The sequence below is a fragment of the Pseudoalteromonas phenolica genome (assembly GCF_005876835.1).
GTDB classification, from domain to species: domain Bacteria; phylum Pseudomonadota; class Gammaproteobacteria; order Enterobacterales; family Alteromonadaceae; genus Pseudoalteromonas; species Pseudoalteromonas phenolica_B.
In genome coordinates, this window is record NZ_PPSW01000006.1 from 123,795 (window position 1) to 145,429 (window position 21,635).

General features: G+C 39.4%; 17 protein-coding genes. 14 read left to right on the plus strand and 3 right to left on the minus strand.

The window, feature by feature from the left end:
- The first annotated feature begins 45 nt into the window (after positions 1 to 45).
- The 9 genes from astE to C1E24_RS03150 all read left to right on the plus strand — a co-directional run bounded on the left by astE (position 46) and on the right by C1E24_RS03150 (position 12,707).
- The gene (gene astE, locus C1E24_RS03110) at positions 46 to 1,080 is read left to right on the plus strand and encodes a succinylglutamate desuccinylase (RefSeq protein ID WP_138478633.1); all 1,035 of its coding nucleotides are present in this window, start codon (positions 46 to 48) and stop codon (positions 1,078 to 1,080) included.
- Between the two features lie 247 nt (positions 1,081 to 1,327).
- The gene (locus C1E24_RS03115; RefSeq protein ID WP_138478635.1) at positions 1,328 to 2,545 is read left to right on the plus strand and encodes a thiamine pyrophosphate-dependent dehydrogenase E1 component subunit alpha; all 1,218 of its coding nucleotides are present in this window, start codon (positions 1,328 to 1,330) and stop codon (positions 2,543 to 2,545) included.
- Positions 2,545 to 3,522, plus strand: coding sequence for an alpha-ketoacid dehydrogenase subunit beta (locus C1E24_RS03120; protein WP_138478637.1), 978 nt, complete (start codon positions 2,545 to 2,547; stop codon positions 3,520 to 3,522). Before C1E24_RS03115 ends, C1E24_RS03120 begins: the two co-directional genes overlap by 1 nt.
- Before the next feature lie 9 nt (positions 3,523 to 3,531).
- Positions 3,532 to 5,094 carry a dihydrolipoyllysine-residue acetyltransferase gene (locus tag C1E24_RS03125; RefSeq protein ID WP_138478638.1) on the plus strand — a complete coding sequence of 521 codons (1,563 nt, stop codon included), beginning with the start codon at positions 3,532 to 3,534 and terminating at the stop codon, positions 5,092 to 5,094.
- A 262-nt stretch (positions 5,095 to 5,356) separates the two neighbouring features.
- Positions 5,357 to 8,344, plus strand: a complete 2,988-nt coding sequence (locus C1E24_RS03130; protein ID WP_138478640.1) for a TonB-dependent receptor — start codon at positions 5,357 to 5,359, stop codon at positions 8,342 to 8,344.
- 98 nt (positions 8,345 to 8,442) lie between these two features.
- Positions 8,443 to 9,468 (plus strand): proline racemase family protein, encoded by a 1,026-nt coding sequence (locus C1E24_RS03135; RefSeq protein WP_138478641.1) that lies wholly within the window; start codon positions 8,443 to 8,445, stop codon positions 9,466 to 9,468.
- A 168-nt stretch (positions 9,469 to 9,636) separates the two neighbouring features.
- Positions 9,637 to 10,647: an ArsJ-associated glyceraldehyde-3-phosphate dehydrogenase gene (locus tag C1E24_RS03140; protein ID WP_138478643.1), complete on the plus strand. Its 1,011-nt coding sequence runs from the start codon at positions 9,637 to 9,639 to the stop codon at positions 10,645 to 10,647.
- Positions 10,648 to 10,652: 5 nt separating this feature from the next.
- Positions 10,653 to 11,846, plus strand: coding sequence for an organoarsenical effux MFS transporter ArsJ (arsJ, locus tag C1E24_RS03145; RefSeq protein ID WP_138478645.1), 1,194 nt, complete (start codon positions 10,653 to 10,655; stop codon positions 11,844 to 11,846).
- A gap of 105 nt (positions 11,847 to 11,951) precedes the next feature.
- Complete coding sequence (locus C1E24_RS03150) at positions 11,952 to 12,707, plus strand: substrate-binding periplasmic protein (protein WP_171040745.1); 756 nt, start codon at positions 11,952 to 11,954, stop codon at positions 12,705 to 12,707.
- A 37-nt stretch (positions 12,708 to 12,744) separates the two neighbouring features.
- Here the strand turns inward: C1E24_RS03150 and C1E24_RS03155 are convergent, their stop codons facing one another.
- A complete protein-coding gene (locus tag C1E24_RS03155; RefSeq protein ID WP_138478649.1) occupies positions 12,745 to 13,266 on the minus strand; it encodes an NADPH-dependent FMN reductase in 522 nt (173 codons plus the stop codon).
- Between the two features lie 125 nt (positions 13,267 to 13,391).
- On the opposite strand from C1E24_RS03155, the gene C1E24_RS03160 reads away from it, so the two are divergent.
- Positions 13,392 to 14,282, plus strand: coding sequence for a LysR family transcriptional regulator (locus C1E24_RS03160; RefSeq protein ID WP_346765666.1), 891 nt, complete (start codon positions 13,392 to 13,394; stop codon positions 14,280 to 14,282).
- A gap of 28 nt (positions 14,283 to 14,310) precedes the next feature.
- On the opposite strand, the gene C1E24_RS03165 is transcribed toward C1E24_RS03160, so the two are convergent.
- Together C1E24_RS03165 and C1E24_RS03170 are read right to left on the minus strand one after the other, a co-directional pair.
- Positions 14,311 to 14,961, minus strand: coding sequence for an outer membrane protein (locus tag C1E24_RS03165; protein WP_138478653.1), 651 nt, complete (start codon positions 14,959 to 14,961; stop codon positions 14,311 to 14,313).
- Between the two features lie 102 nt (positions 14,962 to 15,063).
- Positions 15,064 to 16,398, minus strand: coding sequence for a serine hydrolase domain-containing protein (locus C1E24_RS03170; protein WP_138478655.1), 1,335 nt, complete (start codon positions 16,396 to 16,398; stop codon positions 15,064 to 15,066).
- A gap of 141 nt (positions 16,399 to 16,539) precedes the next feature.
- On the opposite strand from C1E24_RS03170, the gene C1E24_RS03175 reads away from it, so the two are divergent.
- From C1E24_RS03175 to C1E24_RS03190, 4 genes are all read left to right on the plus strand, one after another.
- A complete protein-coding gene (locus tag C1E24_RS03175) occupies positions 16,540 to 18,126 on the plus strand; it encodes a winged helix-turn-helix transcriptional regulator (protein WP_138478657.1) in 1,587 nt (528 codons plus the stop codon).
- Positions 18,127 to 18,209: 83 nt separating this feature from the next.
- Positions 18,210 to 19,640, plus strand: coding sequence for a S41 family peptidase (locus C1E24_RS03180; protein ID WP_138478659.1), 1,431 nt, complete (start codon positions 18,210 to 18,212; stop codon positions 19,638 to 19,640).
- The gene (locus C1E24_RS03185) at positions 19,637 to 20,326 is read left to right on the plus strand and encodes a response regulator transcription factor (RefSeq protein WP_138478661.1); all 690 of its coding nucleotides are present in this window, start codon (positions 19,637 to 19,639) and stop codon (positions 20,324 to 20,326) included. The genes C1E24_RS03180 and C1E24_RS03185 overlap by 4 nt, the downstream gene beginning before the upstream one ends.
- Before the next feature lie 57 nt (positions 20,327 to 20,383).
- On the plus strand, positions 20,384 to 21,634 hold the full coding sequence (locus C1E24_RS03190; protein WP_138478663.1) for a sensor histidine kinase: 1,251 nt from the start codon (positions 20,384 to 20,386) through the stop codon (positions 21,632 to 21,634).
- Position 21,635 lies beyond the last annotated feature (1 nt).

A 21,635-nucleotide genomic window follows, 5' to 3' on the forward strand; every position in this document is an offset into this window, starting at 1 on the left:
TAAGCATGGCTTTTTTATTTATACACTCTCACAAAAGGGGACAGCATGTACCTTGAAACACTTAAAAAGTCTGGTGACTTTTTATCTATCACTCGTGAAAACGAATTTCATTTAGAACCGACATCATTTGTACTAGCAAATGGTACCCAAGTTGATGTACTTGATACGGGCGTTATTAAATTCACACCTAGTGCAAAAACAACAAAAGATATTGTCTTATCAAGCGCGGTTCATGGTAATGAGACTGCCCCCATTGAAATTTGTGATGAACTGATCCAAAACATTATCTTAGGCAAATTAGAACTTAAGCAACGTGTGCTGTTTATTTTTGGTAATCCAAAGTCAATTAATATTGGTGAGCGATTTGTAGAAGAGAACTTGAACCGTTTGTTCAGTGGTTCGCATAGCAAAGGTGATGTGCACAATGCAGAAAGAGACAGAGCAAAAGAATTAGAAACTTATGTGTCTGACTTTTTTAATGAGGTAGAAGCTGGGCGTTATCGTTGTCATTATGATTTACACACGGCTATCCGAGGTTCAAAAAACGAGAAATTTGCAGTTTACCCGTTTTTAAATGGCAAGCCTTGGAAAAAATCACAACTTCAGTTCTTACTTTCTTGTGGTGTTAACACCGTATTAATGATGGCAGCACCGGCAACGACATTCAGTTATTTTTCTTCAAATGAATTTGGAGCTGATGCATTTACCATAGAGCTGGGACAGGTTAAGCCTTTTGGTGAAAATGATATGGCTCGCTTTGAGAAAACCAAGAAAACTCTCACTGCATTAATTAGCCAAGAAAAAGTCGAATATAAGGAATTTAATTCTGAAGACTTTGAGTTGTTCGAAGTGTATCGAACGATTAATAGAACACAAGAAGCATTTAGCTTTACTTTCCCTGACAGCGCAGTGAACTTCACAGGCTTTGCAACGGGTGAGTTGTTAGCAAATGACGGCGAAAAGCAGTATTTTGCAGAAGTTGAAGGTGAAGCCATTATTTTCCCAAATGCTAAAGTTGCACTAGGTCAACGTGCATTATTAACCGTTATTCCTATGCAAATTAATGAAAACTTCATATAAGTAACTGAATTAAAAGCTAATAACATAGCGTATTCTTTTCTTTCCAGTAATATTTATGCAAATTAAGTGTTATTCATCTATGATCAGTTGAATAACACTTTACGTTAACGTAAAGTGTCGATAGGTTTAATTTAAACCAATTGCATAAATCGCACAGATTATTCATAAAACAACATAGCGAACGAATAAATACTTTTGAGTAGTTATTTGCATGCAAATGGATAATGACAACAAGAGAAGGTAGGTTATGATTAACCCGAATAACATATCTCTAAATATCAGCCACGCGCTGGAATTTATTGATGGCCATGCACTGAATATCCCCACCTTAAAAATTCTCGGTGACAATGGTGAGATCCTTGATGGTGCAACCGCACCAGAGCTAGATAAAGAAACAGCATTAAAAATATATAGCACTATGCGCTTCATTCGTTTACTAGATGAACGTATGCAGGCTGCACAGCGTCAAGGTCGTGTTAGTTTTTACATGCAATGTCTTGGTGAAGAAGCCGCAGTGACAGCAAGTGCTGCAGCGCTTAAACATGATGACATGATTATGGCCCAATACCGCGAGCAAGCAGCGCTTGCTTATCGTGGTTTTAGCCTAGATAACTTTATGAATCAAATGTTTTCCAATGAACTTGATTTAGGTAAAGGTCGTCAGATGCCAATCCACTATGGCTCTAACGAACTTAATTATATGACGATTTCTTCACCGCTTGGTACGCAAATCCCGCAAGCGACAGGGTATGCGTATGGTCAAAAATTGAATCATATCGATGCTGCAACCGGTGAACTAGCTTCTGAAATCGATAACGTGACAATTTGTTATTTCGGTGAAGGTGCTGCATCTGAAGGTGACTTCCATGCGGGTTTAAACATGGCTGCTGTGCATAAAGCACCGGTTGTATTCTTCGCGCGTAATAATGGTTATGCGATTTCAACGCCAGCTGATGAACAATTTAAAGGCGACGGTATTGCTGCGCGTGGTGTCGGTTATGGTATTAAGACTATTCGTGTTGATGGTACTGACACACTGGCTGTTTATGCCGCAACACAAGCTGCACGTAAGATTGCAGCAGAGCAGGGCGACCCTGTACTAATTGAATCTATTGCTTATCGCTTAGGTGCTCACTCAACATCAGATGATCCATCTGGCTACCGTAGTAAAGATGAAGAAGCAGAATTCAGAGCGGCTTGTCCAATCGAGCGATTCAAAAGCTGGCTATTAAAGCAAGGCTGGTTAAATGAAGCAGAAGACGAAGCGGCAAAAGATAAGATCCGTGAAGAAATACTTGCGGCATTAAAGGTTGCTGAGAAAGTTCAGAAACCAGCACTAGAAGAGCTCGTTTCTGATGTATACGACACGCCAATTCCTGCACTTCAAAAACAATATGAAGAATTAAAAGAACATATTAAGCAACATCCAGAAGCGTACCCAGTGACTGCAGGGAGAATCAAATAATGGCTAAAATGAACATGCTACACGCCATTAACTCGGCGCTAGACATCACTATGGCAGAGCATCCGCAAGCGTGTATCTTCGGTGAAGATGTGGGTTATTTCGGCGGTGTGTTCCGTGCGACATCAGGCTTACAAGAAAAATACGGTAAGCACCGCGTATTCAATACACCTCTGACAGAGCAAGGTATCCTTGGTTTCGCAAACGGTTTAGCTGCTTTTGGCGCACCGGCACTGGCTGAAATTCAGTTTGCTGATTATATCTTCCCGGCATTCGATCAGATCGTGAACGAATCTGCAAAATTCCGTTACCGTAGTGGTAACGAGTTCAATGTTGGCAATCTAACAATTCGAACGCCTTACGGCGGTGGTATTGCGGGTGGTTTATACCATTCACAATCTCCAGAAGCTTACTTTGCGCATACGCCAGGTTTGAAGCTAGTTGTACCTCGTAACCCTTACCAAGCTAAAGGCTTATTGCGTGCATGTATTAAAGACGATAACCCGGTCATTTTCTTCGAACCTAAGCGTTTATATCGTGCCTCAGTCGGTGAAGTGCCAGAAGAAGATTACGAAATTGAACTAGGTAAAGCTGAAGTCGTAAAAGAAGGTTCAGATGTGACGCTACTCGCTTGGGGTGCGCAGATGGAAATCATCGAGCAGGCTGCTGAAAAAGCACAAGAAGCGGGTATTAGCTGTGAGATTATTGACTTACGCAGTATTCTGCCTTGGGATGTTGAAACGATTGCTAAATCAGTCACCAAAACAGGTCGCTTGATTATTAGTCACGAAGCACCGATCACCAATGGCTTTGGTGCTGAGATTGCTGCAACTATTCAGCAAGAATGTTTCTTACATTTAGAATCGCCGATTTTGCGAGTGTGTGGCTTAGATACCCCTTACCCACTAGCACTTGAAAAAGAGTATGTACCAGATGCACTTAAAGTGTTCTCTGCGATCAAAAAGTCGGTTGAGTTTTAAGGATTAGACATGTCAAAAGAATTTATCTTACCAGACATTGGCGAAGGCATTGTAGAGTGCGAAATTGTTGAATGGTTAGTTTCGGTCGGTGATGAAGTAAAAGAAGATCAACCTATCTGTGATGTTATGACCGACAAAGCCTTGGTACAAATTCCTGCAGTCCATGATGGTGTGATTACACAATTACACTATGAAAAAGGCGAAATTGCCAAAGTACATGAGCCGCTTTTTGCTATGGATGTTGCGGGCGCAGCACCTGTCGAAGTAGCTAATGACACTGAAGTATCACCAGATACTTCAAGCTCACATTTAGAAGACTTTATTCTGCCAGACATTGGTGAAGGTATTGTTGAGTGTGAAATCGTTGAGTGGTTAGTCAGCGAAGGTGACACCATTGTTGAAGACCAAGCTGTGTGTGACGTAATGACAGACAAAGCCTTGGTACAGATCCCAGCTAAATACGATGGTGTAGTTGAAAAGCTATACTATAAAAAAGGCGAAATTGCGCAAGTTCATAGTCCGTTATTCCAAATGCGTTTAGCTGGTGGTAATGGCAATGTTCAAACTTCTTCGGTAGCTGAAAATAAGCCAGCTGCAAAAGCTGAAACACAAAATACTGCAGTGAAAACGCAATTACCAAAAAATGGTAAAGCAATCGCGTCTCCCGCTGTTCGTCGTTTAGCGCGTGAGCAAGATATCGACATTAACTTAGTACCTGGCTCTGGCAAAAATGGCCGAGTGTATAAAGAAGATATTGCTAGGTTTGTAAGCGGTGAGACTGAGCAACATGCGGTTGTTGAAACTAAACCAGCTTCAACAAACAACACTGCGCCGGTTTCTGAGGTTGCTCAAGCAGTTACTTCAGGTGGCACACGAGTAGAGCCTATTCGTGGCATGAAAGCAGCAATGGCAAAACAGATGGTAGCGTCTGTATCGACCATTCCACACTTTACATTCAGTGATGAAATCGATTTAACCGACCTTATTGCACTTCGTAAAGAACTCAAAGAACAGTATGCGAAAGAGGGCATTAAGTTAACGATGATGCCATTCTTTATCAAAGCACTCTCGCTTGCGATTAAAGAGTTTCCAATCGTTAACTCACAAGTAAACGACGACTGCACAGAGATCACCTATTTTGATGACCACAATATCGGTATGGCCGTAGATTCGAAACTTGGTTTATTGGTGCCAAATATTAAAGGTTGTCAGAGTAAATCTATAATCGATGTTGCACAGGATGTAACACGATTAACTGATGCAGCTCGAGAAGGGCGAGTGTCACCTGATGATTTGAAGGGCGGCACAATTTCAATTTCGAATATAGGTGCGATTGGTGGCACAACCGCAACGCCAATTATCAATAAGCCTGAAGTTGCCATTGTTGCACTCGGTAAATTACAGCACCTACCACGTTTTGATTCGCAAGGTAATGTTGTATCTCGTGCAATTATGCAAGTCAGTTGGTCTGGTGACCATAGAGTGATTGATGGTGGCACGATTGCTCGATTCAATAACCTATGGAAAGCTTATCTTGAAAACCCTGCGAAAATGATGATGGCGATGCGCTAAGTTATTTTTTCAAAATAAGTTTGTAAAGCCCCGCCAAGAGCGGGGTTTTTTGTTAATAACCACTTCACGTTATTATTCTAATTCTACTTTGCCGGTATTTCTTTCTTGTACCTGTCCTCCCTTAATTTATGAGTAAATGTATATTTTGTTACATATTCCAGTTAACAAAATATCAAATAAAATATTGTATACAATATAAATTGTATGTATTGTGTTACGCGTCATTATGAAAAACGCAAAACTCACAGGAGTAGGACAACTCATGAAGTACAATAATAAAAAAGGTAACTATCTAAGAAAAAGCCTTGCAGCTACTGCAATCGCTGCAGCATTAAGTTGGCACGCGCCAACGTTAGCTGTAGACGGTAGCAGTGTTGTTAAGGGTCATATCGAAGCAAGTACGGGCTCTGATATTATTGGTGCAACATTGACTTTCAAACACAAAACTAAAGGTTTGAAATATACAGTGACAACCAATGCTGAAGGTGAGTACTTGTTACGTAATGTACCTGTCGGTACTTACGACGTAACAATCGTAAAAGATGGTTATCAAAGTGTACTGCAAGAAAATGTAAACGTTACCATTGGTCAATCTATGATCATTGATGCACAAATGTCGCAAGCTGGTCAAAATATTGAGCGTATCGCTGTAACAGGTGCTTCAATTCGTCGAGTTGATTTAAGTAACTCGACATCAGGTGTGACATTCAGTGATGAAGAATTAAACATGATGCCTGTAAATACGGGTTTCGAAAGCATTGCACTCCTTGCACCGGGTACGTCTGCGCCTGGTGGCAGCAGTTTCAATGGTGCATCAAGCTTTGGTGGTGCGTCATCAGCTGAAAATGGTTACTACTTTAATGGTTTGAATGTTGCTTCAATCAAAACAGGCCTAGGTTCAATTCGCTTACCTTGGGAAGCGATTTCTCAAACGCAAATCAAAACGGGTGGTGTAAGCCCTGAGTTTGGTGGTGCGATGGGTGGTATTGTAAACGCGGTATCTAAGTCGGGTGAGAACGATTTTGATTTTGGTGCAGAAGTGCGCTGGGACCCTTCAAGCTTAGAGTCTCACCATGACTCTATTTTCCAAAGCAATGGCACTATTTCAACAAATAATCAACGTGATGAATACGACTTTAAAGAGTTTCAGGTATGGGCTTCAGGCGCATTAGTTGAAGATAAACTTTTTGCTTATGCATTATTTTCACCCCGTCGCTCAGATAGTGAGGGTGCAGGGCAAACGACCTTCAGCTCAACATCAACAGAAGAAGATCGTTGGTTCACTAAGTTAGACTGGTTCATTAATGAAGATCATTCATTTGGTTTCTCAGCGATGAATAACAAGCGTACTTGGGATACAACTAACTTTGTCTATGATTGGCAAACGAATGTCATCGGCGATCAAAAAGGGGTTGCTGCACCAGGTGAAGATGGTGGTAAAGTTTTCAGTGTTAACTATAACGGCTACTTAACAGATTCTATGTCAGTTTCTGCTGTAGTTGGTCAGGTTACTGAGAATGTTGAAAATGTGGTTGCATCCACAGATCCTGGTGTATGGGATTCTAGAAATGGCTGGACAACATTAAGCCAACATACAACATCAACTGTATCTGAAGAGAAGTATGTACGTGAGCAAGCGCGTGTTGATTTTACTTTGGACTTAGATGAGCACGCTTTACAGTTCGGTATTGACTATAACAAAGTAAAAGTAAAATTTAGCTCAGGTCAAAATGGTATTGGCGATGGTATGGGCTGGTGGGAAATCAAAAACGCAGGTGTTGATGATATCTCAGGCGCGGCTGAGGGTGACTCTTTTATCGAACGACGTGTTAGAACACGTGATGTAGATTCTGATTCAACTTCAATTGCGTTCTATATTAATGATACTTGGCAAGCAACTGACAATTTAGTGCTTAATTTAGGTCTACGTTATAGTGAGTTCGAAAACACGGTAACAGACGGTAGAGCATACGTTGATATGAAGGACCAAATCTCACCTCGTCTTCAAGCAATCTATGACTTACACGGTGATGGTACAGCTAAAGTGTTCGCAACATTTGGCCGTTATTACCAACCTGTTTCTGCAAACATGAATATCACGCAAGGCTCTGCGTCAGTTGAATGGTTCGAATACCATGAAATGGGCGATGTAAATGCAGATGGTACACCAGTACTGTTAGCTGATGGTTCACCAAGTCGTGGCGATATGTTACGTGACCGTCGCTGGCGTCAACGTGGTATTACTGAACCTGGCCTTATCGCTTCTTCAAGCTTGAAACCTATGTATTCTGATGAAATCACCATTGGTTATCAGCAGGAAATTTTTGACACTATGTCAGCGGGTGTACGTGTGGTTCACCGTGACCTAGGTCGCAGTGTAGAAGACACAGATGTAGGTCCTGTACTTGCTAAAAAATTAGCTGAAATGGGTATCACAGATAATGTGGGTCAAGGCTCATATTATGTGTTGAACAACCCAGGTGAAGCGATTGAAATGTCTTATGACTTTGATGGCGATGGTACAGTTGATGTAATTAACTTATCTGCTGAAGAGCTAGCTTTACCTGCAGCAGTACGTAAGTACACAGCGGTTGAGTTCACTTTAGATGGCAACGTTACGGATGATTTAAGAATAAATGCATCTTACACTTGGTCTAAAAACTACGGTAACACAGAAGGCCTAGTTAAAACTGATAATAACCAGGCAGATCCAGGTTGGACGACTTCATACGACTATGCTGACCTAATGGACCATGGCTACGGTAACTTACCAAATGACCACCGTCATGCATTCAAATTTTCTGGCTCGTATAATATCACGGATAACCTAATTGCTGGTTTAGTTGCTCGTACTACTTCAGGTCGTCCGCAAAGTTATTTCTCAGTACACCCTAAGAATGTCGATAGTTGTGCAGAAGGTAACCCATGGGATGCATGTATCAGTCGCTACTATGATCATGCCTCACACTATGACGAAAATGGTAACCCAGCACCTCGTGGTAGCGCAGGCACACTACCATGGGTAACGAATGTTGATCTTTCAATGTCATATTTCACAGAGCTAATGGGTAATGAAGTATCACTGAAAGCCACCGTTTATAACTTACTAAATGCTGATAGTGCATTAAACATCAACGAAGAACGTACTCGTTATGGTGATGATGGTATTGAGTTAAACCCAGATTACGGCATGGTGACAGGTCGTCAAGCGGCACGCTATGTCTCACTGACTGCACGTATGGTTTTCTAATCTCCCTGAAAATACCCGTGCGAGCTGAGCGAAGTACCTACGCTCAGCATTCACCCAATGCCAAGCTTGCTTGGCATTTTTTGATCTAAGGAAGTTTCATGTCAGATTTTATAAAACAATTAGAAACACTAAAAATTCAGTCTGGTACACAAATAAAGTGCATTGATATGCATACAGGAGGTGAACCGCTTAGAGTAATTAAAAGCGGGTTCGCACATCTGAAAGGCAAGCGCATAGTTGAAAAGCGGCTTGAATGTCTTGAACATCAAGATCATTTACGAACAGCTATTATGGGAGAGCCAAGAGGCCACACAGATATGTATGGTGCTTTAATCACAGAGAGTGAAAGAGCAGACAGTGACTTTGGTGTGTTATTTCTTCACAACGAAGGATACAGCACTATGTGCGGTCATGCGATCATCGCATTGTCTACATTGGCTGAAAAAGCAGGCCATTTTAAAGAAAAAAAAGAACTAAAAATTGACTCACCATCAGGGCAGGTAACTGCCTATTATAATAATGGGCAGGCGTATTTTGATAATGTGGCCAGTTTTGTAGTGAAACTCGATCACCAAATTAATCATCCTGCTCTTGGGTATTTTTCAACTGATGTCGCTTTCGGTGGTGCCTATTATGCTTTCGTAGATGCAGACAAGCTTGATATCTCGCTGTCAAAAGCAAATGCTGCACAATTATCTGAGCTTGGTGAAGAAATTAAAGCTTTAGTTAACGACTCTTTAGCGCTTTCACACCCAGAAGATGAAAGTTTGAGTTTTCTATATGGTGTGATTTTTTATTCGTCATCTCAAATTAAAGACAAAGAAAGCCATAGTAAACACGTGTGTATTTTTGCTGATGGTGAATTAGATAGGAGTCCAACAGGGACGGGTGTGAGCGCAAGAGCTGCAATACTTCATGCTAGAAAGCAAATAAAAGTGGGTGATAAAATTACCATTGAAAGTATTGTTGATAGTAGTTTTGATGTAACAATCCAAAAAGAATCACAATTTCATGATTATAACGCTGTAATACCACGAGTATTTGGTACAGCATATATCACTGCATTTTCTAACTTTGTTTTAGAAGACTCAGATCCATTTAAACATGGCTTTTTCCTAAAATAACTCGCTCTAATCAACCAGAACGAAAATTAAACTTGAATATATGGAAAATCGAATATATGATTTTCCATATATTTGGTGTTTGACAGTTTTCTCTTCAAAACTAGTAATCACATTTTCAAGAAAGTTGACCATAATCGATGTGTCTTCGTTTAATTTCTGGGAGTTAACATGAGTATAAAAGTTGGAATAAATGGCTTTGGCCGTATGGGTCGCCTAACTATGCGTGCCTTATATGATACTGCAGGCATTGAGATCATTCAGATCAATGACCCAGCAGGCAATGCAGAAACACTGGCGCACCTGATGAATTTTGACTCGGTACATGGTCGTTGGAACCATGAAGTGGATTTCGCAGGCGATACCATGCAAATCAATGGTCATACTATTTCAGTTACTCAGAATAAAACGATTGAAGCGTCTGATTGGTCAAGCTGTGATTTAGTGATTGAAGCATCTGGTGTGATGAAAACAAAGGCTAAGCTGCAAGCTTACTTTGAACAAGGTGTGAAACAGGTAGTCGTAACTGCACCTGTTAAAGAAGAGGGTGTATTGAATGTGGTTTATGGCGTAAACCATGATTTATTTGATGTTGAAAAGCACAATATTGTGACCGCAGCATCGTGTACAACGAATTGTTTAGCACCACCAATTAAAGTATTACAAGATAAAATTGGTATTGTGCATGGTTCAATGACCACAATTCACGATATCACCAATACTCAAACTATCCTTGATGCACCGCACAAAGACCTTCGTCGTGCAAGAGCATGTGGTATGAGTTTGATCCCAACAACGACTGGTTCTGCTAGTGCAATTACACATATATTTCCAGAATTGAAAGGTAAACTAAACGGCCATGCTGTTCGCGTACCGCTGGCTAATGCGTCAATCACAGATTGTGTATTTGAAGTAAGCCGTGCGACTACTGCTGAAGAAATCAATGAATGGATGAGAGTAGCGGCTGAAGGTGAACTAAAAGACATTCTAGGTTTTGAGACTCGTCCACTTGTGTCAATTGACTATAAGACAGATCCAAGAAGCAGTGTGGTTGATGCGCAATCAACCATGGTCGTAAATGGTACTCAAGTAAAAATGTATCTGTGGTACGACAACGAATGGGGTTATGCAAATCGAACTGCAGATCTAGTTCGTTATGTTATTGAGCAAAAGTGGGGATAATCTAGATGTTGTCCAAACTTTCGGATGACATAAAACAATACTTACTCATCACCAGTAATTATTGGGCGTTCACATTAACAGATGGGGCGCTCAGAATGCTGGTGGTGTTGTATTTCCATCAGCTTGGTTACAGTGCACTTGAAGTCGCCATGTTGTTTTTGTTTTATGAATTCTTTGGTGTTGTGACTAACTTAGTGGGTGGGTGGCTTGGTGCGCGCCTTGGTTTGAATAAAACCATGAATCTGGGCTTGTCCATTCAAATCTTTGCATTGGTCATGCTTGCTATTAACCCCCAGTGGTTGAGTGTTACTTATGTTATGTGTGCTCAGGCATTATCTGGCATAGCAAAAGATCTCAATAAAATGAGTGCCAAAAGTGCCATAAAAAAATTGGTTCCTGAAGACGCTGATGGTGTTTTATATAAATGGGTAGCAATCTTAACGGGTTCAAAAAATGCGCTAAAAGGTGTCGGTTTCTTTCTAGGTGGCTTGCTTCTGACCTTGTTTGGGTTTCAAGACGCATTATGGTTAATGGCAGGTATGCTGACACTTGTTTGGTTATTAAGTATATGGCGATTAAAAGCAGACTTAGGTAAAAAGAAAGCAAAACCTAAATTCACTGAGATGTTTTCAAAAAGCCCACAAATAAACCGTCTTTCAGCCGCGAGACTATTCTTGTTCGCAGCTAGAGATGTGTGGTTTGTAGTTGCATTGCCGGTTTATTTTGTCAGTGAATTGAGTTGGCAAAGTAGCACTGTAGGTACTTTTATGGCTGTGTGGGTCATTTTATATGGCTTAGTACAGGCAAACGCCCCCAAAGTCACTGGCAGAAATATGGCGTTAACCCAAAGTAAGCAGTCAGCGCTGTCATGGGTAACAACCCTTGCAGTTATTCCTGCAATGATAGTATTGGGTTTAGATTCAAGTTTCTCACCAGAGCTTATCCTTGTTGGTGGTTTGCTAATTTTTGGTGCTGTATTTGCCATCAACTCATCGTTACACAGCTATCTTATTGTGAGGTGTGCAGACAGTGACGGCGTATCAATGGATGTGGGCTTTTATTATATGGCCAACGCCACAGGGCGCTTAACTGGTACCGTATTGTCTGGGGTCATGTATCAATATTATGGCTTAAGCGCCTGCTTATTGGTTTCGTCAGTTATGTTAGGCATTGCCATAGTACTAACTAAGCGACTTTAATCTCTTTTATAAAACCCAGAAACTTAGACTCTGGGTTTTACTTCCACTTTTTATCCATAATTATCAACTACAGTTAATTTAGGTTTGATAATGATTGGTGCCACATTGAAAAAGTTAATATATGTCTGTGTACTTTCCTTAGTATTTATATTTTCAAGTTTTCCCGTTTCAGCGAAACAAATCACTTTATCTGTTGGAGAGTGGCCGCCTTATATGGGTAGTGATTTACCTAATAACGGTGCCATTGCTGAGATAATTACCGAGGCATTTTCTGATATCGGCTATCAAGTTGCTTTTGAATTTTACCCGTGGGCGAGAGCGATGGAGCAAGCGCAATTAGGGAGAGTTGATGGTACTGGCTTATGGCTTAAAACTGAGTCTAGAGAAAGTGAGTTCTATTTCTCTGAGCCAGTATTAGAAGAAAAGCATGTATTTTTCTACAACAGAACAAATAAACCGAAACTTGATAGCTTTGAAGCATTAAAGTCCTATAGCTATGTTGGCCTTGAAGATTTCAGTTATGGCATCGACCTAGATAACATTATTCGAGCGAAACAAATCAACATGCACAGAGTGTCTAATGATGAGCAAGCATTTGGCATGTTGTTAAAAAACAGAGTATCGATTTACCCACAAGAAATGGCTGTAGGTTACTATCTGTTACGTCAACATTTTTCAGAGCAAGACATGAAAAAAATAGGTCATATTGAACAGCCGTTTATGCGGAAAAATAGCCACATCATTTTATCGAAAGCAGATAAAGATAATGCCGATATTCTGAGGATGTTTGATGAAGCTTTACTTAGAATGAAACAATCAGGTCGTTATGATCAACTTTTAGCAAAAGTGATTAAATTTTAAATATGAGCTGTGTGTAATACACAGCTCATAGAAGGTTTTAAAGTGACGCAGTAATCGTCTTGACTTGATCTATTAGCTCTTGGTTTGTTAACTGACCGGTTTCTAAGTCGAAATTATCATAGAAACTCGGTACAGAAAGAGAACCTTTTACATCCATGGCAAAAAACTGAGATGAACCAACTGCAGAAGCGAGTACGCTTTGCGCACCACCGGGACCCGGTGAAGTCGCTAACAAAATAACTGGCTTACCTTGATACACTTTCATATCAATTCTCGATGTCCAATCAAAAATGTTTTTGTAAGCAGCCGTATAAGAACCATTGTGTTCAGCAAAAGAAATAACAATTGCATCTGCTTCACCAATTTTTTTGAAAAAAATTTGTGCTTGTTCTGGAATACCTGATTCATTTTCACGATCTGAGCTGAAGATTGGCATTTCAAAATCGTTTAAATCTAATAATTCAACCTCTGCATTTTCAATTTGATTTGCCGTATACTGAGCCAACTGTTTGTTAATTGATTGACGGCTGCTACTTGCTGCAAATGCTAATACTTTCATGATTTCTTCCTCATTAATTAAGTGATGAGTCTTCAATTCATTGCTCGACTCGATGAAACTTAGTCTATATTATCTTTATCTAGTTATTAATCCCTCTATTGGGTTTTCACTATTTCCATATGACTATGAATAAGCTGTTTGAAGGTATAGAAGTTTTTGTTGAAGTGGTTAAGCGAGGCAGCTTTGCAAGTGCAGCGCAACAACTAGGCCATTCTAACTCTCATATTTCTAAAGAAATGAATAAGCTTGAAGCAAGACTAGGTGTGAGATTGTTAAATAGAACAACACGCTCTTTAGCGCTCACACCAGAAGGTGAGGCTTATTATCAGCAATGCATACAACTAATAAGTGATGCACAAGATGCCTTTAACCTTGTCACACAAGGAGACGATACGCCAAAAGGTAACTTAAAGTTAAGTTGCCCAATTGGGTTATATCGATCCCATATTCAGTCTATATTGGTCAAGTTTTTAAAGCTTTATCCAAATGTGACGCTTGACTTAGATTTAAGTGATAAACGGGTCGATTTGGTTGCAGATGGTTATGATCTTGTGATCCGTGCAACGCCGGCATTAAATGAGTCTAGCCTCATATGTAAAAAGATTTATGCTTGTCCAACCTATGTTGTTGCATCAAAATCTTATCTTGCACAATATGGTCGCCCTCACCATCCCAGAGAGTTAAATAATCACCACTGTATAGGCTACAGTAACCATAAGAACCCAGGTAAATGGACATTTACGCCAGCTGATGGCGAGCAATTTACCGTTGATGTGAGACTCAAAGCACTTTGTAATAATGGAGAAGCTGAAACCGCGCTGGTCGAGGCGGGTATAGGGATCACGCGTTTACCTGAGTTTTATCTATCGAGAGGTATTGCATCAGGTAACTTACAGATCCTTTTCGAAGAATATCAACAACCAACAGTGAATGTTTTCGCGGTTTACCCAAGTAGAAAGCACCTGTCTTCTAAAGTCAGGCGCTTTATTGATATGTTAAGCAATGAGCTTAAGTAATGTTTTAGACCTTTGCTTAAGACTGAGGTTAGAAATTAACGCCAACAAAAATTGCAAAGTTGCTTACATCATAGTCTAAGTTTACTTTTTCTGTAAATTGACCGTCTTTTTCTGTTTTGTCCGATGCCATATTAGTAATAGAGTATTCTAAACCAAGATAGATGTTTTCAGACGCTAAGTATTTAAGCCCGAAACCATAGTAAAGGTCATTGCCATCTTCGCTATCTTCTTCAACAACACCAGGAAAATAACTATCTGTACTTTTTGCTTTTAAATCCCATGCAGCAATACCTACTCGGCCATTGATAAAAAATTTATCGTTGATTGGCCATTGAGCATTAACACCCAGTGTGGTTGACGAACTTTTGATTTTATCGTTAATGGTGTCATTAAATTCGTCAACATAGGTATGATCAGTTTCGCCGAATTGATTGTGACCAATTTCAACACTAAAGTTGTTAGTAAATTGATAGCCTAGTCTTACGCCAAAAGAAGTTGTATTTTGACTCGGTTGCTTATAATACTCTTTACCAGAATCATAAGGGCTTGAATATTCAAAACTTGATTCGAATTCTTGTTTTGCTTTACCAAGAAGAATGTCTGTGTAAATGTTATTATTTGCAAAAATTGATGGTGATAAAAAAAGAGCAGAAGTAAGAGCTATAACTGTTTTACGCATTATTGTCCTTTTTACGTTTAATTCTTATGTTAAAAGTTGGCCCTAATAAGGGTGCGGGGATTATAGTTAAAATTAATAAAATGTACACCGAAAATAATGAGACTAAAGCGAGCTTACCCTTTTTAATGCGTGCTTAGCACGAGTTGATTCTGGGTTGAGTTCAGCATTTAGCTTTAAAAATGCTAGAGCAGCTTGTTGTTCGTTAGCATCAACCAGCTCATATGCAAATCTGATTAATTGACGCTCACTAAACCCTTCGTGTTGCGCTACCAATGTCTTATACCAAGCGATTGATGTAGAGTTTCCTTGCTCTATGATCATTCTATAGAGTTTTTGTGAAAGCCTTAATTCAGGCTCTTCATAGTCTTTGTCATAGATAATACTCAGCACCTTTTCGGTGATTGGTGTCATTGGCGCACCGCCCGTATTATCGAGCAATACAACTAAAATGTCGTCTTCTAACACACGACTGATATTGGCATTAAAGCCAGGGATCATACCGCCATGGTGTACTCGAGTGAGTGCTTTACCAAATCGCTCTTCTGGGTAGTTATCAACCAACCAGCCCGCTGCATAGTTCCTATGCTCAGAGACTTGATACAAAACTGTGGTTAACGGTTTTGATAATATTTTGTTTTCGGCTAAGCCTCGGTCCCAAAGGTACAAATCCATGGCCGTTGAATACATACTGCCAGCAGAAAAGGGCACTGACATATCTATAAAGCTGGGATGTTCTAAACGATTTAATAGTCGTTCATAACCAGTCACTCGATTGTTTAGGATAGAATGTTGTTGGTTAAATCCAGAATTATTCATATTAAGCGGTTTTAAAATCTGTTGTGTTAAAACTTCGCTATAAGATTTACCTGTTACTTGTTCGATGACTTTACCTAAAATGGTATAACCCGCATTGCTATACCTGAATTGGGTGCCAGGCTCGAAGTTTAAATCCTCGCTACAAAACTTTGAGATAAACTCGTCAAGTGTGTAAGGGTTTCTAGCTTCAACGACTTTGTAGCCATCAAGGTGAAAGAAGTTGGCAAGGCCCGATGTGTGATTTAGTAACTGTCTAATTGTAATTTTAGAGGCAGTATCTGCTCTGTAGCCTGGATAGTATTCGATTAACTTTTCATCCAGCTTTAGCTTTTTTTGCTCAACAAGTTGAAGTATCAACATGGCTGTAAATTGTTTAGTGATCGAGGCAATTTTGAACTTACCTTCGACAGTATGATTAATGTCCCATTCAAAGTTGGCTTTGCCATAACCTTTCTTAAAGAGCACTTTCCCTTTATGACTGATTAACGCGACACCATTAAATTGTTCTAATTGGTGATATCGAGTCAGTAGCTTGTCAATTTCTTTGCTCTTTATTTGATTAGCAACGCTAAAAAATGAAGTAAAAAAAATAAGTAAAAAAAGTATCTTAGTACGCATCATGCTTTTCCCAAATTAAACATGCATTTAATTTAACGACATTCAAACTAATTGAAGAGTGAATTAAAGTGAGTTAGGGTGACGCATAGTGACAAGACAACTTATTTAATAATAAGAATAAGTTAAGTATATTTAAGGAATGAGATGTCAGTTTATAAAGTCGGAGAAAACCTAACTTTAAACCTTGATGAACGAAAATTATTTAAAGGTTCTACAGAGGTTTCTTTGCCTGAGTTATCTTATCGATTATTAGTGTGTTTGGTTGAACGCGCACCGAGTGTCGTTTCACATAACATTATCTTGGATTATGTATGGCAGGGGAAAATCGTCTCAGAAGACACCGTTAAAAAACGTGTATCTCGCCTTAGGGAAGTTTTGGCAGTCGAAAAAGAACAAGATCCTATTATTGCAGAACGAGGGCTAGGATATCGTTTAAATTTATCAGTTAAGCTTGTAGAACATACAGTTAGCCAACTAGAAGAACAACAAAATTCACCAAAACTTGTAAGTCCACAATTTCATTTTTCTATTAGGCACCGTGTCATGCTTAGTGGATTAGTCATCTTTGGGATGATTGCTTTAGGTGTTTTTAAGCAAACAGAATCAAGTAAGATACAGCAACCAGTACAAGCAAATATAAGCCTATCACCACCTGATGAATCAAATGAGCTAGATGTGTCTCGATTTATGGGGTTACAAGACAGCTCAAAAATAGATAGTGCGATTAGCGAGCTAGAAAACTCAATCAAACACGCCAGCAATAAAGTCGCTATTTTCTCAATATTAAGCGAATTGTATTTAACTAAGCATAAGTTATATGGTGCCAATCAAGACGATTTAATACAAGCCTATCAATTTGCATTAAAGGCAGTTAACGCTTCGAATAGCCAACCTTGGCCTTATGTTGCGCTTGGGAATGTGCAAATTGAACAGGGAAAATATAAAAACGCCATTGAAAGCGCCAGTAAAGCCATTTCACTTTCGCCTAAGTGGGTGAACGCTCATGCCGTCAAATCTAGCGCACTGAATCACTGTGGTGATATTTCAGGGGCGTGGCAAGCGATTAAAATTGCACATAAACTACAACCAGAAAATCCGCTTGTACAAAAGATACGGGCTCAGGTTCTGTTAAATAAAAATATGTTTAGCTGGAGTGAACGTCATTTAGCGTCATTGGTAGCGTCTTCTCCGAATAATGCGTTTTATTTACTGACTCAAGCTGAGTTTTTCTTGGCGACTAAACAATATGAGAAAGCAGAAAAAACCTTAATTGAATTACTGACCTTAAAGCCAAGCTTTATTGAAGCCCATCTACTTATGGCGAGTGCTTTAGAGTTACAAGGAAAAATAGATAAGTCACTTGTTCATTTAGACCGGGTTGCTTATAGCCAAAGTAAATATGCACATCTAGCGTTGCTACTTGCAAATTTAGTTGACGGTAAAGTTAGGAAGACGAAGGGGGAAGCTTCAGAGGAAGTTAAAAGCTCCAATCAATTTATCGCATCACTCACCGCGTTAAATAACAAAGATCCTGCTCTCTTTTTACAGCTAGCAGAGAAAGCCGTGCAAAACGGGTTTTCTAAAGAGTATTTATTAGATTCCAATTTTATTTATACTTCATTAGAGCAACAAGTGCATAATGATAAGCAACTCAAAGACTTCCAAGCCATTAAAACAAACTTGTTTAATATCAAGCAAGCCCGGCAAGTAAAGCGGGTGCCTATCCTGTAGCTGAAATTAACCATTCGCATTTCACAACAAAACCTTCACAAACGCTTTGCTAACTTTGCCCAGTACCACATAGGAGCAAAGCGATGTTAAAAAAAATTCTAAAACCACTAAATAAATCACTGATGATGGCGTGCGTGCTACCCGTGTTAGTTGCGTGCCAAGGTAGTCATTTAGAGATAATGCCTGACTTGTCGGATGAAACCTTGCTGACAGAACATTTATCTGTTGAACAAATGCATCAAGATATTGATGCTTTATTAAAAGGCGCATTGGAGCGTCACCCTAACCTTGATAAATACACTCAAGTATCTGAGTTAAAAAGTTATACTGAAACACTTAAGTCTCAGGTTACCCAGCCTTTAATGCGAACGGAGTTTTACAAAATAGTAGGTCAAATCAGCCATAAATTTAATGATGGTCATGCATTTTTGATTTGGCCTTATCAAGAATATAACTTATTGAAAGAGCAAGGTGCTAAACCTTTTCCTTTTGAAGTATTTATCAATACGCAGCAAGAGCTATATATACAAAACGACTATCAGTCAGGTAGTGAAAGGGTTGTAGGGCAAAGCAAAATCTTATCAATTAATGGTATTTCAACAAAAGACCTTGTATTAGACATGCAAAAATACACCGGTGGTGAAAGTCAGTTTCTTCGTGAAAAGGTCGTGGCAGCGAGGTTCCCCGTTAACTTATGGGCTGTATACGGTTTTATTAATGAATTTAAACTTGAAATAGAATCTGACGGCAGAACTAAAACATTAGAGATCACGCAAGCCCAAGATTGGCAACAGACAGAGAGCGCTATTTCAGGAAAAACTAAAAAAGAGCATTACTTTAAAGAGCTAGAAGATGGTGTTGCCTTGTTGTATTTAGAGCACTTTGATATTAAACCTAGCGAGTTTAAAAATTTTGTTGATGAAAGTTTTAAGAAAATTAATGCGTCAAACATTCACTCTCTTATTATTGATATTAGAAACAACCCCGGTGGAAATACGGATACCGTTGCTTATTTAAGTCGATACCTTGCAAACAAACCATTCAGACTGGTTTCAGCACTTCAAGAAAAACTCAACAAAGACAACCGTGGTTGGTTTAATTATAAAGGTGAGGAAGGGGAGATTGTCGACACAAAATGGGATGAATGGGAAACCCCAATGAGTGACGATGTCAGATTTACCGGTAATGTGTATCTATTGACCGGTTCGATTAGTTATTCTGCTGCGATTGTATTTGCAACGACCCTTAAAGATAATGGCTTTGCAACCTTAGTAGGGCAGCCAACTCAAGGGTTTGCTAATCAATCAGGACAGGGCAATTTGTTTAACTTACCTCACTCAGAGCTAAGGGCCTATATTACAACTCGATTATTAGTTAGACCGAGCGGTGAGTTGACTCAACAAGGTGTTCAGCCCCATTATGAGATTGAGCCAGGCAATAGCATCACGCAAAACATGGATGATAAGACCATTGCGGCCACACTAGAATTAATTCGACAAAAGACAGTTAAATGAACGAAGAAAAATGCCATATTTTATTGGTTGAAGATAATCAGCAATTAGCAGAGCAGCTGAGTAATTTCCTTATGCAAAAAGGCATGGTCGTTGACTATGCCTGTAATGGTCAACTAGCGACTAACTTACTTGAGTCTGAGCGTTTTGATGTTGTGATATTAGATTTAACTTTACCTGACACTGATGGACTAAATCTTTGTCGTTTTATTAAATCAGAGCTTACGACGAATATTCCTGTATTGATGCTCACCGCAAGAGACAGTATTGAAGAAAAACTAGATGGCTTTTCACACGGCACAGACGATTACCTAACAAAACCTCACGTGTTAGAGGAGGTTTATGTTCGGTGTTTAGCACTCGCTAGAAGGCATCAATTACATAAGTCTCAGAAGGCATGTATTGGTGATTTAGAAATAGACTTTCATCAAAAAACAGTTCAGCGCGGCGGTCAGAACATAAAACTCTCAAAAACTGATTTCTTATTGCTTAAATTGCTTGCTGAAGCATACCCGAACGCGCTGAGTAAACGCCAATTGATTGAAAAAGTATGGGGGGATGATATGCCCGATACCGATGCCGTTCGCAGTCATATATATACGCTTCGCAACGCCATAGATAAACCGTTTGAGTGCCAGATGATAAAAACGGTTCACGGAATTGGTTTTAAAATTGTTGTGCCTGAGTAATGCGTGTCTAAAAAACGAGTATTTTAATTAGAATAACTAAAATAAAGTGAAGCAACGATGAAAAGCCTTTCAAGTAGTATAAGCCGCGTAATTATAACGACTGTGTTGTCTATCTCGCTTATTTATAGCTTGTTGATTATCTTATATGCATGGACAATTGAAGATAATATTTTTAACCGTTTAGTCAACGATGAAGCGACTCATATTACTGAACAATTTAAACGTTCAGGTGAGGTTCTCCCACCAAAAGCAGATTACATGCGTTTGGTTAAAAACTTTTCTGATCTACCTATCGAAATCCAAAAAGACTACCCGTCAAACTCTAGCAAAGTCGAGTACCAAATAAGTTCTGTAAAAACGCTCCATATGACTACCCTAGAGTTAGGTGGACAACAATTATTTTTGCTCGCTGATGTAGAGCAGTTCGAGGTTAGCAAAGATAATATGCCAAACTTGCTCGTGTGGCTTTTAGTAATAGCTTGTGTTATTTCTGCCATAGCCCTCGTTGTTAGCTTATTGACAGCCAAGAAGATAGCAAGGCCTTTAAAAACGCTCGCATCTCAAGTGAACACAAAAAATGCAGAAAACATTGAGCCTGATGTATTTCCAGAAAACGAAATCGGTTTATTAGCACTCAATACTAAAAACGCTTTTACTCAGTTGAATAGCGCGCTTGATCGAGAGCGCGTTTTTACCAAAGACATAAGTCACGAAATCAGAACGCCTGTGGCGATTATTCAAAATGTACTTTCAGAAAGCAAAGAAGAAAAAACAATCAGAGAAAACAATTTTAGTAAGGTTGCAGAGGCGGTTGCTAATATCAATCAAATCACTTCAATTTTATTGGCGCTTGCACGTTCCGAATCCAGCCAAACAGAGGTGGTTAATTTAACTGCAGAGTTAGAGTCTTTGATTATTAACCAATTCGATTTTTTACTCGCAGAAGCAGACAAACATCTTGAGTTAACCCTTAATTTTTACAGTGATGTGAAAGTAATGTGTAACCAAAATCTGGTTAGCATTCTAATGCTAAATTTACTTTCGAACATGGTGCGACACGCAAATGGTGATAATGCCGATATTACCTTAAATGAACGACAACTTATTTTTAAAAACCAGACTCAACAAAATACCATCAATTCACCATTTTTAAGCGGCGTAAAAGGCAAGCAGAGTGAAGGGTTAGGGCATGGTTTAAACTTGATAAAGCGCATTTGTGAGCAATCAAACTGGCAATTGAGCATTGAACAACCGCCAGGTTACTTTATAGTGCAAATAAGCTTTGGTAACACGCCCTCAAACACTTAAA